Origin of the sequence: Paenibacillus sp. G2S3 (assembly GCF_030123105.1) — a bacterium.
Lineage (GTDB): Bacteria > Bacillota > Bacilli > Paenibacillales > Paenibacillaceae > Paenibacillus_AQ.
Map to the genome: position 1 here is coordinate 1,627,319 of NZ_CP126095.1, position 16,818 is coordinate 1,644,136.

Genomic DNA, 16,818 nt, shown 5'->3' on the forward strand with positions numbered 1-16,818 from the left:
TAACCTATAATTCTATGGATTGAACTGTATTATTGACGTCTGTGGAACTAATTATAACATCTTCCCTTTTTAGATAAGCCTGTTAATTATTTGCCCTATAGATTCTTTTTAAAAGATTCGTCTGTCCAAGAGAAAGCATATTGGATCGAATATACATACTACCAGGTATACTTCATCCATTATAAAGAGGTGATTAAGATGAAAAAGCAAATAGCATCCACTAAGAAACGAAGTCTTCTCTCCAGACCTAAGCCCAAACGTAATCTGAATCCTAAAGCAACAGCCCAGATCATTAACTTTGCAGTTATTGGGGATAGCCATGTGGGATATGGAAATAGCTCTAGCATTTTTAGAAATCTTTTGCCTAAAGCAGTGAGCAGCGGAAATAAGAGGTTTGTTATTTTCGGTGGGGATAACGCACAAGCAGGAGCTAATCATGGGAATGATGCGGATGCCTATTACAAGGAATTCAAGGATACGGTTACAAGCACGCTCGGAAGTATTCCCTATAAAGCATCTATAGGAAATTGGGAGGCAAGCACCCGGTCCTTATTCACTAAATATTTAGGAGCAGTCGAAGGGCAAATGAATTTCCCGGGGACACAGGGCAAAGTGAAGTATGTATGGCTTGATTGTGCACTTGGAAAGTTCACACCAGCTAGTATAACTTTATTAAAAAATTTAGATGAGAAGTATTCCTATATTATTGATTTTCATTGGCCTTTAAAAGTAAGTGGGATCACGGTCGATCCCAGCCATGTATTAAGTGCGGCAGAGACTGCTAAGTTTTTTGCGGCCATACCTACGAAAGTGAGAGATAAAGTGCTTGCTATTTTTACACATCATGGGCATCTGTTTTACCGGAAGCTTACCAATATTTATCCCGGATATACCAATACCAAATTCTTTGTGTGCGGATGCTCGGGTGATTATAAATGTAAGCCGAGTGGTGACCGCGGTTATTACAACGCCACATTAACAATCAATGGTACGGCTTTAAATGTCGACGCTTTTAAGGTAGCAGTCACTTAGTGAAGAAGTGGATGCAGTTAAAATAAAACGCTGATTTTCGGGAGAAAACCGAGATTAGCGTTTTTCTTTTATTAAGAATAGCGCATTAACAATGAAGGCACAGGAAATTTGTAAGCAAGCAGGATTATTTAACATATTTGTATAATAGTTTATATATGTGTTAAATAAATTATTGTGGAGGACTACCCATGAAAGAACTATTCTTTAATTCGTTAGAACAGGCGGGTGTGTCGACTTACGGTGTAGAGCGTATACGTATAGCAGCCGCGCAAATGGTTGAAGACAACATCACTCCGGCACAAGTTATTGTTGCTGCGAGAAAAGGGACGCTGCTGGTCCATCAAGCGAACGGAAAATTCGGTCCAGAGCCAGGCGCAGCAGAATTAACCGTAGATGCTATATATCCGATATGCTCCATAACAAAACTGTTTACGGCAACCGCTATTATGATGTTAATGGAACAAGGGAAGGTAGGTCTAAACAGACCTGTTTCTGATTACATCCCCGAATTCATAGGTGAAGGGAAAACAAAGGTATGCGTACATCACTTGTTGACACATACCTCGGGCCTGGAGGGTGAGGTCATTTGGCAGAATGGACAGGCAAAACAGGAACAAGGGGATTACCCTCCACACGAACCTAATCAAGATCCAGATCAGCATAAGTACTTGTATGGCGGTTATGATGCACCACTTAGTAACGAACCTGGTACGGTCATGTCTTATTGTGGATATGGTTATGAGCTTTTGGGTGAAATCATCCGGCGCGTTAGTGGACAAGCTTATGATGTATTCGTAAAGGAAACTATTTTTCAACCGCTTGGCATGGAAAAATACATATTATCGGGTGCCGATTGAAGCACGGGACCAAGTAGTTAGACGAGCACCAGAGGCAGCGTGCGCGGAATGGGTAGACAGCGAGTACAATTTGAATTCCGTATCTGCGGGGGGCGGCGCGTACGCTACGGCTATGGATTTGGCTGTCTTTGGCCAGATGTTTCTTAACGGCGGGATATATAACGGAGTACGATTCCTTAGTCCGGTAACCGTAAAAGAAATGACCCGCAATCAAATTCCAGGCGTATCCTCACAATATAGAGACGAGGTTTTTCTAGAAGCGTATTGGGGGTACGGATGGGCAATTAACGGTACGAAGCGTGACGGTGGAGATTTGTTCTCTCCAGAAGCTTATTCACACTGGGGCGCAGCGGGTCCTTTCTTATGCGTTGATCCGATTTATCAGACAGTTACGGTTCATTTATCTGTAGAGCTAGATCACCAGAAGCCATTTAAAAATATGTATGTGGATTACTTCAACAATACTGTTCTGGCAGCCATCACTGATCTTTAATCCACTTTTAGATTTTTTGTCGTGTCATCTATACTTAAAGCGTGCTTTCCCAGTTTCTTCTGAATTGTTTAGGGGTGATGCCGGTATATTTCTTAAACACTTTGGTAAAATAGCTTTGATCGTTGAATTGTAGCCTCGTAGCGATATCAGATAAGCTAATGCCCGGTATTTCGATTAATCGTTTGGCTTCAACAATCCGCTCGAATTGAATAAAATCACTGATCGTGAATCCTGTTTCCTTCTTAAATAATAGAGAGAGATAGCTTCTGTTCAATCCAGCGACTTCAGCCAGCTTATCTAAGGAGAGTTCCTCATATAAGTGATTAAAAATATAGTTCTGACAGAGGGCCACGGTGCGCGAAAATTTCGCCATCCGGCTCTCTCTGACATGGTCAGCGAAATCGCAAAGCGCATTAAGAATAGCATGATCTACAGCGGGAATGTCTTTTAGTTCTTCGATATGCTGGATATGAAAGTCGCTTAGGGTATAAGAAATCTCCCAATACAGCCCTCCATCAATAGCAGCACGTGTAGCGAGCGTAATACAGGAGATTGCCAGATTCTTTTTGTTGCGTAAATGGCTCTTCTTGGAGAGTACTCCGTAATTGTCTTCAGAAAAGGTTGCTTGGACACGAAGTAGCTCAGCTTTATTTCCATTTTTGATATGGTGAAATAAAGATTTTTCCAGCATGGGTTCGTGGTGTAGCCATGTATTCTCACGTCGGTAGGAAACGTCCAAGTCCAAACTGCCTGCGGGAGGCTGTTTATGTTCAAGAGTTCGGGCGTCCAGTAGCAGTTCGCTAAGGGATAACGTCTTTCCGGTAACGAGCGAGTACATCAGCATAGCGGTATGGTAAAGTCTCATTTTAGTTAGCACGGTCAAGCTTCGGTAGTATTTCATCCATTGGTCGTGAAGTCTGAGTGGAACCTCCTGGTCGCGCATTAGACTAGTCATATTGTCCTCAGAAAGTTGAGAATACAGTGTAGGACCAATCACAATGCTTCCCCCGTTACTGGTGTCTGAGGGCAGATGAAGAAGGATGTAATTCTCTAGGAAATTAGTGGTGCGAATGATGGGTATAGTGGCATTTGAGCTATCGTAGTAAGAGTTGTTCTCGCTTTTAGTAGTGTCTGCAATTTCTGAAAGGAGATCATTGATGTTATGAACCCAGGGGGCACTTTCCGAAGAGGAAGGCAACGCTAGCTCGATTCTCCGATTGGCGTCTAGCAGAAACACAGGAATTTGCAGCGATTCATACAACACTTTACAGATATATTGAGCTCCTTCACGACTGTCCAAATAATTCACCATTTTTTCAACCTCCTCGCCCAACCAGAATACCAAAAATACAATGATAATGCCATAAATCTAACATGATGTAGATTAAAATGGGGATAGTATACATTTAGAGGAGGTATTTTTATGAAAACCAACATTCATGAACTCATATCACAAATGACCCTTGAGGAGAAAGCAGGACTCTGCTCAGGGCTTGATTTCTGGAATACAAAGGGCATTGAACGACTCGGAATCCCCTCTTTAATGGTAACGGACGGACCCCATGGTTTACGTAAGCAAAAAGAGAGCGCCGATCACCTCGGACTCAACAACAGTGTACCCGCGACTTGTTTTCCTTCTGCAGCAGGGATGGCTTCTTCCTGGGATCGGGATTTAATCGGGCGTGTGGGTAAAGCGCTCGGAAAAGAGTGTCAAGCAGAGAACGTCGCTGTTCTGCTCGGACCGGGAACGAATATTAAGCGCTCCCCGCTGAACGGTCGTAACTTCGAATATTTTTCGGAGGACCCTTATCTTTCTTCGGAGATGGGTGGGAATCATATCAAAGGCGTGCAAAGTGAAGGCGTAGGCACCTCGCTTAAGCATTTTGCTGCTAATAATCAAGAACACCGGAGAATGTCCGTAGATGCTGTGATAGATGAGCGGACGCTACGAGAAATCTATTTGGCTAGCTTTGAAGGCGCAGTTAAGCAGAGTCAACCATGGAGCGTGATGTGCTCTTACAATCGAGTGAACGGTGAGTATGCTTCCGAAAGTGAATTTCTTCTGACTAAGATTCTTAGAGAAGAATGGGGCTACGAAGGATTCGTCGTGTCCGACTGGGGTGCGGTCAATGAACGGGTGAAGGCACTGCAAGCAGGTCTGGAGCTGGAAATGCCGTCAACCGGAGGAATTGGTGATGCCAAGATTGTCGCAGCGGTGCAAAGTGGGGAGTTGGCGGAAGAAACGTTAAATCTTGCAGTGGAACGGTTGCTTACCTTTGTTTTTAAAGCGGTCGAGAACCGTAAAGATAGTGCTACATTTAATGCTGATGAGCATCACCGTCTGGCTCGTGAAGTGGCGCGGGAGAGCATGGTGCTCCTTAGAAATGAGGATCATATTTTACCGCTATCTAAAGAAGGAAGCATTGCGATTATAGGTGAGTTTGCTAGGAATCCGCGTTATCAGGGCGGGGGTAGCTCACATGTGAATCCGACGAAGTTGGATGATGCTTTTGAAGAGATGAAGGCTCTTGCAGGATCTGCCGAGCTATTGTATGCACAAGGATATGAACTGAATCATGACGGGATTAATGAAGCTTTGCTACAAGAGGCACGGGATACAGCGGCCAAAGGGGATATAGCCGTATTGTTCCTTGGACTTCCGGATAACTATGAATCAGAAGGTTATGATCGCAGTCATTTGTCGCTTCCAGAGAGCCATAAAGCGCTGATCAATGCAGTGGCTGAGGTGCAAAGTAATATCGTTGTCGTACTCAGCAATGGTTCACCCATAGAAATGCCTTGGATTCATAAAACTAAGGGGATTCTTGAAGGTTATCTAGGCGGTCAGGCTTTTGGCGGTGCAGTGGCAGATTTACTGTTTGGAGAGGTTAGTCCAAGTGGCAAGCTGGCAGAGACCTTCCCGATGAAGCTGAGTGATAATCCATCCTTTCTTAATTTCCCAGGTGAAGGGGATACGGTAGAGTACAGAGAAGGCTTGTTTGTAGGCTATCGTTATTATGATAAAAAAGAGCTTGAACCGCTGTTTCCTTTCGGCTTCGGTCTCAGCTACACAGCGTTTCAATACAGCAATTTGAGAATCTCAAAGAGCAGCATAAAAGATACCGAGAACGTACAGGTTACGGCTACCATCAAAAACACGGGTACTCGCGCAGGAAAAGAAATCGTTCAGCTCTATGTTAGCGATGTGAAGAGCAGCGTAATCCGTCCGCTTAAGGAGCTTAAGGGCTTCCAGAAGCTAGCGCTTCAGCCTGGGAAAGAGCAAGAGGTTTCTTTTGAACTGGATAAACGCTCCTTTGCTTATTACAACGTTAACATTGGTGATTGGCATGTGGAAAGTGGAGTCTTTGACATTACTATCGGTTCCTCTTCACGGGATATTCGTCTGACTGCTTCTATTGAAGTAGAATCGACAGCTCCACTTGCATTACGTTATCATCGCAACAGTACCGTTGGTGATTTGCTGGACAATCCACGCTCGGCAGATAAAGTGAAGAAATTCAGCAGTATTTTTGGCATGGAAGGTGCGATGGAAGATAATCCGGAGATGTTCATGGCGATGATGAAATATATGCCGCTACGGGCGCTGGTTGGGTTCGGTCAAGGGAAATACACGGAAGAAGATTTAGCCAAGGATCTGCAAGAATTTAATGCTTTGGCTGTAGAGTAGGAGATCAGTTCGAAGAAGTTCGAAAAATATTTCAAGCCATGGTTATCGAGAAGGGGTTACTTTCCAAAAGCGGGTTAGAAGAATCGTTGGTTTAGATCAAATATGAAATGGAATTTGAGGGAGTGATCCTCAACGTTCTCCAAATAACGTTATTTTATGACAAAGGCTACCCTTAGAGGTAGCTTTTTTGGTGTTCGGAGGATTGGATTAATGATCCTACATTCTCTCGTTCATCTCACTCTAAATCATAAAAATTCCATTAAATAACATATTGTCATATGACAAAAGTGATGACAACGTACACTATTTAAATGCTCTATTTTTATATATATTGTTGGAATGACATGTGCAAGATGCTGGTAGTGGTATGAAAAAGATGAGATAATCGATAATTTTCTTGATGTATGGCTGAGTTGTAAATAGCAACTTTAGTTGTCTTGATTGCACCACGGATGGAATGGTAGATTTAGGTAAATTGTCGAATGTAGGAGGAAATAAGCGTCGATATTGGCATGGCATCAGTAGTTAACCATATCTGGAAGCGATCTACAACTAAATAATAATGGATGGTACAAAGCGAATGAAAATTAGCATTATATTGTTGGCTCAGCACTTTAACTTAACCTTACAATGTCTGGATCGAATTAAGCAATATACGTCTATGTCCTATGAACTGATTGTTGTCTCGGATAACAAATCTGCTGAAGTGTCGAATTTTCTTGCATATGAATACGGCGTTCATGTCATTCATAGCAGGGGCATAGGGGTTGCAGCTGCATTTAATCTGGGCGCGGTGTCATCTTCGGGTGATCGTCTTGTATTTATCCGCGATCAGATCATGGTAAATGAGGGATGGCTAGAGCAGTTGTCTGGCTGTCTGGACCATCACCCGAATGCTGCGATCGTGGGTCCGAGGATGAATGACGTTAGTGGCGGCCAAAGGATTCCGATTGTTTATCAGAACATGGAGCAACTCTATCAGTCGGCATCGATGCTTGCCATCGGGAAAACGATGTCTTGGACCCGGGTTCCTAGGCTTGTCAGTTTGCTAATGATGATGCCGCGTCAGTATTTTGAGCAGATCGGGTCCTTCGATGAGAGGTTTGAGGTCGAATCCTATGAGGATGACGATCTGTGTTACCGCGCGTTATCTATGAATCTGGATATTTACATAGCCGAAGGATGCGTAGTTTTCCGAAAGGAGCCTCCTTCAGTAAATCCCAATGATTCCGATTGGTACAATAACCGATTAATTTTGAATCGTGCTAAGGCCATAAGCAAGTGGGGATTCGATTTAACTTCGTCCTTGCATAGCGGCACACGGAAGATCACGGTTAGCCTATGCATGATCGTGAAGAATGAAGAACACACCTTAGGACGTTGTTTATCCAGCGTGCGGGAGCTAGTCGATGAGATTATTATTGTCGATACGGGTTCGAGTGATGGAACGAAAGCGCTTGCGGCTTCTTATGGAGCTCAGGTTTATGATTTCGAGTGGGTGAACGATTTCTCCAAGGCAAGGAATTATGCCTTCAGTCTCGCCACTCAAGAGTATCTCCTGTGGCTGGATGCGGACGATTATCTACAGTCAGAGGATGCAGAGGCTCTTCGGTCCATTGTATCCGGATTACCCTGGGATATCGATGCCGTATCGATGCATTATTATCTCGAACATGATAAGGACGGAAACGTAACTTCGAGCTTGAGGCGGAATCGTCTGGTTAGAAGAAGTTGTGGCTTCCGTTGGATTGGAATTGTTCATGAGTACCTGGAGGTCACAGGCAATGTGTTCTATGCCGAGTTAGGCATAACGCATGATCGGAAGCATACGCAATCTTCGCGTAATCTTCTCATTTATGAGGGGATGCTGGAAGCGCAGACGAGCTTCACTCCGCGGGATATATTTTACTATGCTAACGAGTTATACGACCACGGCCAATGGCAGCGAGCGATAGAGCAATACGATGCCTTCATCGCAATGCCGAATGGCTGGATGGAGGACAAGCTGTTCGCTAGCCGGCGTGCCGCAGATGCGTTGTCACAATTAGGTCGGTTTCAAGAAGCCAAGCTTAAAGTACTTCAAGCCTTTGCATTGTTGCCTCCCCGGGCAGAAGCCTGTTGCCAATTAGGGTCTTATGAGCTGATCGAACAACGGTTCGAGAATGCTGCTTTTTGGTATAAGCTCGCCACGGAAGTACCTAAGCCGACTGAACCTAACGCTAGAGTAGAAGTTCCGTCATGGACGTGGCTGCCGCATTTACAATTATGCGTTTGTTACGATCGCTTAGGACAATACGAACAAGCTCACTATCACAATGAGATAGCTGGGGGCTATGTTCCGGAGTATCCGAGCGTTATGGCAAATCGCGATTATTTGAAGCAATACATAACTTTATAAACTTGAGGGGGATTTAGGTAATGGCAAGATTGAAGAGGACGAAGGCAAGTAGTAAGAAGAGTGGCAAGCAGTTAGCTTACAAGAGCTCAATGGCGTTTATTCTAATGAGTCAATTGATTGCGCCATTGAGTCCTGCTTATAGCGGTATTCTACCCCGGGCTAGTGCAGCAGCTTATAGCGATGTTAATACTACCTCATGGGCGTACCAGTATATTACCAAAGCCTCCGCGCTTGGGGTAATTGAAGGAGATGGTTCCGGCAACTTCAGCCCGAACCGTCCAGTTACGAAGCAGGAAGCGGTTGTTATGGTGCTCAGGTTCATGGGATATGAGCAGCCTAAGGTAAATGGCGGAAGCTTGCCCTTCACCGTGGATTCATGGGCTACTGTATGGATACAGCAAGCCATTGACATCGGCCTCGTGATTCCAAGCGAGGAAGTGAGACCCAACACCGTCATCTGGGGAAAAGAGCAAGCAAGTCGAGAGTGGATAACACGTCTAATTATTCGTGCGGCAGGCAAGGAATCCGAGGCTATCAAGTTTAAGGATAGCAACATTGGTTTTTTGGATGCGTCAGACGCGTCGGACTGGGCAGCAGGCTACATTAATGCCGCAGTTAACCGCAATGTTATATCTGGTTTCCCAAATAATACTTTCAAGCCTAAGCAGACGGCTACTCGCGCCGAGTTTGCCGCTATCTTATCTAAGACGGAAATATTTGCGAGCACGGTATCCGATCGGATTATCCATGGCTCTGTCGTCTCGATGTCGAAAAACTCGATCGAAGTGTTAAGCAGTAGTGGTCAGACGGAGAAATTCGAAATCAATAGCAATTCTGTTTTGTTCGGAGACAATGGCAAGGGCGTGTTCCCTACGGGGTCTTTGGTGACGCTCATTCATAATGGAGGAATGGCTTCCTTCGTTGAAGTATTGGGAATGGGGGCAGTAGGCCAGACAGGTTCGAAAGGTGAAAAAGGTGACACAGGTGCAACCGGTCCAGCGGGTCAAAACGGGGCTTCTGGTTCAAGTGGACCGCAAGGCGCAACCGGAGCAACCGGAGCGACTGGAGCAGTTGGAGCAACTGGAGCAGTAGGAGCGACTGGAGCAGTAGGAGCGACTGGAGCAGTCGGAGCGACAGGGGCAGTTGGAGCGACTGGAGCAGTTGGAGCGACTGGAGCAGTTGGAGCGACTGGAGCAGTTGGGGCGACTGGAGCAGTCGGAGCGACTGGAGCAGTAGGAGCGACAGGAGCAGTCGGAGCGACAGGAGCAACCGGAGCAACTGGAGCAGTTGGAGCGACTGGAGCAGTTGGAGCGGCTGGAGCGGTAGGAGCGACAGGAGCAGTCGGAGCGACAGGGGCAGTCGGAGCGACAGGAGCAGTTGGAGCGACAGGAGCAGTTGGAGCGACAGGGGCAGTTGGAGCGACTGGAGCAGTCGGAGCGACAGGAGCAGTCGGAGCGACTGGAGCAGTCGGAGCGACTGGAGCAGTCGGAGCAACTGGAGCAGTTGGAGCGGCTGGAGCAGTTGGAGCGACTGGGGCTGTTGGAGCGACTGGGGCTGTTGGAGCAACCGGGGCTGTAGGAGCAACTGGAGCAGTTGGAGCGACTGGGGCAGTTGGAGCGACAGGAGCAGTAGGAGCGACTGGGGCAGTCGGAGCGACTGGAGCAGTAGGAGCGACTGGGGCTGTTGGAGCAACCGGAGCGGTTGGAGCGACAGGAGCAGTAGGAGCGACAGGGGCAGTTGGGGCGACTGGGGCTGTCGGCGCAACCGGAATTGGTTTAGATGGAATCCTTCCGTTCAATCAAACGAGTTCCTATCATGCAGGTCAAGTCGTTACTTATTTGGGAAGTATATACATCGTTACGATAAGCAACCCATCCGGAGTACCCTCTGATTTAAATAACGACTATACCCTACTTGTTTCTAAAGGTGAAACCGGAGCAACCGGCGCACAGGGAGTCCAAGGAATTCAAGGGGTAACCGGGGCAAGCGGATCTACGGGCGCACAAGGAATTCAAGGAGTTCAAGGGGTAACTGGAGCAACCGGGGCATCTGGCGCATCAACAATAATTCCATTCTCTTCAGGCGCACCAATTACCATAACGACAGCCCTCGGGGGATTAACCAACAGAGTGGCGATGCTCGGATTTGGCAGTTCATACTCAGGAGCTAGTATAGTAGGTGGAAAAATAGATTTAACTAGAAGTAATGGATCTGATCCTACAAAAGATCCATACAACCAAGCGTTTATCATTCCACGTAATGGTACGATTACATCAATCTATACTTCCTTCAGCACAACTGCAGCAATGTCTTTAATCGGCACGACCTTAAACGTTTCAGCACAATTATTTAAAGCGGATAGTAACAGCAACATTTTTACTCCTATTAGTGGTGCAGTAGTATCCTTGGCGCCTAGTTTGACAGGAATAATATCTGTCGGATCTATTAGTACCGGATCAATTACAGGGTTAAATGCGGCTGTTCAGGCTGGCGATCGCTTAATGTTAGTAGTGGTCCCTACGATAACTTCGGGTATAGACTCGATAACTACACTAACAGGTTATGCGAGCGCCGGAATTGAGATTAAGTAATGCAAGATTTGGGGTTGGAACCATCCATTTTGTATGATAGGAAGTGATTAAATATGGCAAGGAAGCTAGTTTCGATAAAAAGATTGAGCTTACTGTTGGTGTTAGTTCTTATATTTCCATTCGTCATTCAATTTCCGTCTGCGGGGTATGCAAAGGGACGTTCTTACGAACAGGTAAAGCTGCTGGCTGCACCGGCGAATCTGGCAGTTAGCGGCACAACCTCCACAAGCATCGGCCTTACCTGGGATGCCGTAGTGGGAAGCTCTGACTCCGATGTGAGTTATAAGGTAAGTCTAGTGGAGCAGACTAATTCTAGCGTGGCCGATGTGGTCTACAACTTCGATTCAGGCGGATTAACGGAGTATACGGTGAAGGGATTAGCTTCCGAACGGAGCTATACATTTACGGTCCAAGCGATAAATTTATCCGGACCTATGTCCAAAACAAGCCTCCCTTTAATTGCAAGTACGCTTCCAGCGGAACCACAACCTCCGACAACGGAGGAAGAGGAACTTCCTTTAGCCGATCAAGAACCGCCGAGTACACCCGAGTTAAGTCTTATCGGTCGCACATCGGGTAGTATTAGCTTGGCATGGAGTTCATCCGAGGATAATGTCGGAGTTGCGGAGTATGTTCTATATCAGGACTCCGATCAGTTGGCAGAAGTCACAGTAAGCACAACAGTCTACACGGCCATCAACTTAAAGGCTGGACAGGAGTACATCTTTTTAGTACAAGCTATAGACGAATCGGGGAACAAATCGGCTTTTAGCAACGAGTTGAAGGTTAGTACACTTGATGATGTAAGTGATGTTGGCCCGATTATGAGCATGGGCAACGGGAATTCCTTCCATACATTGACTGTACAGCCGGAGGGTACCGTATGGGCTTGGGGCAATAATAGGAAAGGCCAGCTGGGTGATAGCACGACCATTGCTCGTAATAAGCCTGTGCGGATCGTTGGTTTGCCGGAGATAAGCGCCGCATCCGTTGGACAAGACCATTCTATCGCACTCGCGACGGACGGAACGGTTTGGACATGGGGAGGCAATAGTGTGGGCCAACTGGGTAATGGTACGTTGGAGTCCCAGCTTGTGCCGCAGCAAGTGCCTGGATTGGCGCGTGTCGTAGCGGTTCAAGCGGGTGAGCAGCATTCGTTGGCGTTATTGTCCGATGGAACGGTGTGGGCGTGGGGACTTAACGCATATGGGCAGCTTGGAGATGGGACCACCGAGGATAGCGCATTACCGGTGCAGGTTGCAGGCTTGGAGTCTATCGTATCGATCTCGGCCGGAGCCTTTCATAATCTAGCAGTTAGCCGCGATGGTCAGGTTTACGCCTGGGGGTTCAATGCGTATGGTCAGCTCGGTGATAACACAAAGACCGACCACGCGACTCCCATGCAGGTTGCTGAATTAAGCGGCGTTGCGTCCGTATCAGCTGGCTTCTATCACAGCATGGCAGTGAAAAAGAACGGAACCGTGTGGAGCTGGGGAACGAACGTCAAGGGGGTTTTGGGTGATGGGACTACCGAAGATCATTATACACCCGTTCAAGCGGTGGATCTTGGTTCAGTGATCAGCGTATCCGCTGGCGCCTTGCATAGCATAGCGCTGAAGAGCGACGGAACCGTATGGATATGGGGAGCGAACAACGAGGGACAGCTTGGTGGTGGAGCTGAGTCGGAGCGTTCCATCGCGTCTAAGCTCAATCTTGGCAGTCGCATCGTCATTATTAGTGCAGGTTATATGAGCAGCGGTGCGGTTAGCGAGGAGGGAGCCTTGCTGACTTGGGGATATAATGGGTTAGCCCAGCTTGGCGATGGCACTTTTACTAATATCATAGATCCGGTTGCAATTTCACTTGTAGAAGAAACTAATTAAATTTGAAGAATAGGGAATTGTATGCCTAAGCGGCTGTGAATTCCCTGTTTTTGTATGTGAGTCAAAGGAGATTGGCCCAAATGCCTCTGCATTTGGCTAAAAAAAGAGACTCTTCTATATAAATAGAGGAGTCTCTTTGCAGTGTTAAGGTATTTAGATAAATAGATTATGACTAGATTGATCGGCTTGACCGAGGTAATATCCTACGCCGCCGATTCCAACACCGTCGATCAGTTCTTCACGGGTAATGCCCATAAGATCCATAGACATTTGGCAGGCAACGATCTCGACACCTTGGTCGACAGCCATCTGAATCAATTCTTCCAAAGAAGAAACATTATTGTTCTTCATTACAGAGCGGATCATTTTGGAGCCCATGCCCATCATGTTCATATTCGAAAGCGTTAGCTTCCGACTGCCGCGGGGCATCATCGCTCCGAACATTTTGCCGATGAAATTTTTGTTCACAGCCACTTTTTCATCCTTGCGGATAATATTGAGACCCCAGAAGGTAAAGAACATCGTCACTTTTTTGCCGCTGGAGGCTGCTCCGTTGGCAATGATGAAAGAAGCGATCGCTTTATCCAGATCACCGCTGAATACCACCATCGTACTTGCATTATTAGTTTGGACGGGTTGTGCTCCTGCTGGTTCGGATTCCGCGGTAATGCCTTTGCGCAGATAAGCTTCAATCATGCCAGTAGGCAGCTTCGTTAATTGCAAAAGCGTGTGCTTCGACATGCGAGCCCATGCCTTAATATCTTCATAGAATCCCGGATCGGAAGCCGTTACCTTCAAGACTTGCCCGTCCAAGAGCGGGTCCATGCTCATCTTGACTTGGATCAGCGGCCCAGGGCAGCATAGTCCGCAAGCATCAAGCACGGAATCAGGTGTTAGATTCAATTCTTGTTCGGCAGGGGTGGATATAGATGCGCTGGTGTTGGCTGCTAAAGCTGTAGTATTGGTATTGGCTGTAGCAGTCCCACTCCCAGTGCTAGTGTCAGTCCCCGCCGGTGCTCCCGTTGCTGCGATTTCTTTACGGACTGCTGAAATGCCTGCGTTTGGCGTCAGGCTATCTTTTTTTTTAGGCGAATATTTGCTCAGTTGATACGTCTTATAGCCTCCGGTCAGATTCTTCACACGGAAACCTTTTTGCTGCAAAATCCGAGAAGCCGTGTAGCCTCTAAGTCCAACTTGGCAATACACCCATATTTCTTTATTAGGGTCAAGCTCGGCTAGACGACCACGCAGATCATCCACAGGGATGTTAATGGAGCCTTCAATATGACCGTTGGCATGCTCGATTTCCGAACGTACGTCAACTAAAATGGTGTTGTTTTTGTCCCGACCTTCTAAATCCTTAGGAACGAATACTGTGGTCATACCTTTCAAAATATTCTCAGCGGCAAAGCCAGCCATATTCACCGGATCTTTAGCAGAAGAGTATGGAGGGGCATAAGAAAGCTCCAACTCAGTTAAATCAGTGACCGTACCTCTAAAGCGAATCACTGTAGCGATATCGTCGATACGTTTATCTACTCCACTGTAACCCACAGCTTGTGCGCCGAGTACTGTACCTTTTGGATCAAAAATCAGCTTTATAGATATCGGAGTTGCCCCCGGATAATAAGTTGCATGAGAGCTTGGATGTACGTAAATCACGTGATAAGGTAAGCCCAAACGCTGAAGTGTTTTTTCATTATTACCGGTAGAAGCACCTGTCACACCAAATACTTTAATGATAGAAGTTCCTTGGGAGCCTTTGTAAGTCGTACCTAGACCGCTAACATTGTCCGCTGCAATCCGTCCTTGCTTATTGGCAGGGCCTGCTAGTGGAATGGCGGTTTTAGTTCCGTTTACGAAATCAACCACCTCGACCGCGTCACCAACTGCGTAGATCTGATCCAAATTTGTCTCCATACGCTCGTTGACCAAGATATGGCCGCGTGGACCGAACTCTAAACCACTATCCTTCAGGAAAGAGGTATCCGGCGAAACGCCGATAGCCAGCAGAACCATATCACTTTGCAGCACAGTGCCACTTGCCAATTGAACCTCTATTTGTTCACCTACTTCTGCAAACCCTTGGACCATATCCGAAAAAATAAGATTAACGCCATGCTCGTCGAGCTCTTTTGCCAAAATAGAAGACATTTCGGTATCGAATGGAGCTAAGATTTGTGGGCCCGCCTCGATCAAGGATACTTCCAGACCAGCTTCTCTGAGGTTCTCAGCCATCTCAACACCGATAAATCCACCACCGATCACAACGGCGGAACGAGTGCCTTCGGCTGCGACTTTGGTTTTGACTTTGTCAGTGTCGGGAATGTTGCGCAGCATGTGAATTTTGGAACTCTCGATACCAGGTAGATTCGGACGAATCGGTTTAGCACCGGGCGATAAAATAAGCGCATCATAGCTCTCTTCATAGGAGCCGTTTTCCTTGCTTTGTACGTGCACTTTCTTGTTCACAGGGTCGATAGACACCACTTCGCTTTGGATCCGAACATCGATGTTAAAACGTTTATGCATCGCCTCTGGTGTCTGAACCAGCAGCTTGGAGCGGTCCTGAATGGACCCACCGATATAATAAGGCAGTCCGCAATTGGCAAAAGAAATGTACGGATCACGCTCAAACATGACGATATGAGCCTCTTCATCTAATCTCCGAAGCCTGGCGGCCGCTGATGCGCCTCCTGCAACTCCACCAACAATCAGTACTTTTTTACTCATGATGACTTATTCCTCCCCTAAAAATAGCTGAATTAGATGTTTGATTTTCTCGTCTTTAACAGAATAGTTAATTTCCAGTCCATTACGTTCGGTTTCGACAATGCCTAAGGATCTAAGCTTCTGCAAATGCTGGGATACCGTAGATTGTGGAAGGTCTAGACAGTCCTGCATGAAGCTAACGTTGCAGCTGCCTTTTTCAAGCAGGCCTTTAATGATGCACAAGCGAACGGGATGAGCGATAGCCTTTAAGGTTTCGGCGGTTTGGTTATAGGCTTTAAAATTTTTGTCCATGGTTATGAACTCCTCGCTTTACAATATCCTTATATCGTAATATTATGATATAGTGATATTAAAATCAAGTTATTTTTAAAAAAAGAGAAGGAGAGATGCTCGATGTCTTTTAAAATTTCAAAGGAAATTACCCCGCAGCAAGTGGCGGAACTTCTAAAGAATGGAGAGGCTCCTGCGCTACTGGATGTACGTGAACCCGCCGAATGGATAGAGGGGCATGTGATCGGCGCGAAGCATATTCCGCTTGGGCAGCTGTTAATGCGTATAGATGAACTAGATCCTAATGAAGAGATGATTGTGATGTGTCTAAGTGGTGGTCGAAGTGGACTGGCGTGTGAGCTGCTGAGCGAAAAGGGTTATAACGTTGTCAATATGATGGGTGGATTAAGTGCTTGGACGGATGATTTTTTGGTACGGGGGTAATCGCATGAACATGGTGTTTAGGATCCTACTGAGTATATTAATTGCTTTTAGTATTGTAAGGTTCTTACGTTCCGCTTGGCCAGTCCGTTCTCTCTCCTATGTAGAAGCCCGCGACGTTCGCGAATTAGCAGATCAAACATTGGATATGAAAATGCTCGATGTGAGGGATGCTGTAGATTATGAGAAGGAAAATATCCGTGGCTCGATAAATATATCGATCGGGCGGTTAGCCTATGTCTGGCAGCACTGTCTATCTCCTGACGATTCGGTTCTAATTCTTGCTGATAGTTACTATAAAAGAAACAAAGCTGCGAGAATTCTTTATAAGCAGGGCTTTCGAAAGTTATATGCGGTAAATGGTGATTTGTTAGGGAATAAAAGAACGCTCTCCGACATTTCGGTGAAAGGTTGTTGTGAAGGATAATGGAT

The 16,818-nt window shown here is 46.3% G+C and carries 12 protein-coding genes; 9 read left to right on the forward strand and 3 right to left on the reverse strand.

Annotated features, from left to right (window positions below; translation table 11 throughout):
- Positions 1-198 precede the first annotated feature (198 nt).
- From QNH28_RS07210 to QNH28_RS07220, 3 genes are all read left to right on the forward strand, one after another.
- Complete coding sequence (locus tag QNH28_RS07210) at positions 199-1,032, forward strand: metallophosphoesterase family protein (RefSeq protein ID WP_283910775.1); 834 nt, start codon at positions 199-201, stop codon at positions 1,030-1,032.
- A 188-nt stretch (positions 1,033-1,220) separates the two neighbouring features.
- Positions 1,221-1,889: a serine hydrolase domain-containing protein gene (locus tag QNH28_RS07215; RefSeq protein ID WP_283910776.1), complete on the forward strand. Its 669-nt coding sequence runs from the start codon at positions 1,221-1,223 to the stop codon at positions 1,887-1,889.
- Complete coding sequence (locus tag QNH28_RS07220) at positions 1,852-2,382, forward strand: serine hydrolase domain-containing protein (RefSeq protein WP_283910777.1); 531 nt, start codon at positions 1,852-1,854, stop codon at positions 2,380-2,382. The genes QNH28_RS07215 and QNH28_RS07220 overlap by 38 nt, the downstream gene beginning before the upstream one ends.
- Before the next feature lie 34 nt (positions 2,383-2,416).
- Here QNH28_RS07220 and QNH28_RS07225 read toward each other — a convergent pair whose 3' ends face one another.
- Positions 2,417-3,694, reverse strand: coding sequence for a helix-turn-helix domain-containing protein (locus QNH28_RS07225; RefSeq protein ID WP_283910778.1), 1,278 nt, complete (start codon positions 3,692-3,694; stop codon positions 2,417-2,419).
- Positions 3,695-3,805: 111 nt separating this feature from the next.
- On the opposite strand from QNH28_RS07225, the gene QNH28_RS07230 reads away from it, so the two are divergent.
- The 4 genes from QNH28_RS07230 (at position 3,806) to QNH28_RS07245 (ending at position 12,942) form a co-directional block, all read left to right on the forward strand.
- Entirely contained in the window at positions 3,806-6,070 is a 2,265-nt protein-coding gene (locus QNH28_RS07230) for a beta-glucosidase family protein (protein WP_283910779.1), read from the forward strand.
- A gap of 580 nt (positions 6,071-6,650) precedes the next feature.
- Positions 6,651-8,468, forward strand: a complete 1,818-nt coding sequence (locus QNH28_RS07235) for a glycosyltransferase (protein WP_283910780.1) — start codon at positions 6,651-6,653, stop codon at positions 8,466-8,468.
- Between the two features lie 20 nt (positions 8,469-8,488).
- Entirely contained in the window at positions 8,489-11,059 is a 2,571-nt protein-coding gene (locus QNH28_RS07240) for an exosporium glycoprotein BclB-related protein (RefSeq protein WP_283910781.1), read from the forward strand.
- A gap of 98 nt (positions 11,060-11,157) precedes the next feature.
- On the forward strand, positions 11,158-12,942 hold the full coding sequence (locus tag QNH28_RS07245; protein WP_283910782.1) for an RCC1 domain-containing protein: 1,785 nt from the start codon (positions 11,158-11,160) through the stop codon (positions 12,940-12,942).
- A 153-nt stretch (positions 12,943-13,095) separates the two neighbouring features.
- On the opposite strand, the gene QNH28_RS07250 is transcribed toward QNH28_RS07245, so the two are convergent.
- The gene (locus QNH28_RS07250) at positions 13,096-15,675 is read right to left on the reverse strand and encodes an FAD-dependent oxidoreductase (RefSeq protein WP_283910783.1); all 2,580 of its coding nucleotides are present in this window, start codon (positions 15,673-15,675) and stop codon (positions 13,096-13,098) included.
- 6 nt (positions 15,676-15,681) lie between these two features.
- Entirely contained in the window at positions 15,682-15,966 is a 285-nt protein-coding gene (locus QNH28_RS07255) for an ArsR/SmtB family transcription factor (protein WP_036675735.1), read from the reverse strand.
- 102 nt (positions 15,967-16,068) lie between these two features.
- On the opposite strand from QNH28_RS07255, the gene QNH28_RS07260 reads away from it, so the two are divergent.
- Both QNH28_RS07260 and QNH28_RS07265 read left to right on the forward strand, forming a co-directional pair.
- Positions 16,069-16,389 (forward strand): rhodanese-like domain-containing protein, encoded by a 321-nt coding sequence (locus tag QNH28_RS07260; protein ID WP_283910784.1) that lies wholly within the window; start codon positions 16,069-16,071, stop codon positions 16,387-16,389.
- 10 nt (positions 16,390-16,399) lie between these two features.
- Entirely contained in the window at positions 16,400-16,813 is a 414-nt protein-coding gene (locus QNH28_RS07265) for a rhodanese-like domain-containing protein (RefSeq protein WP_283910785.1), read from the forward strand.
- Positions 16,814-16,818 lie beyond the last annotated feature (5 nt).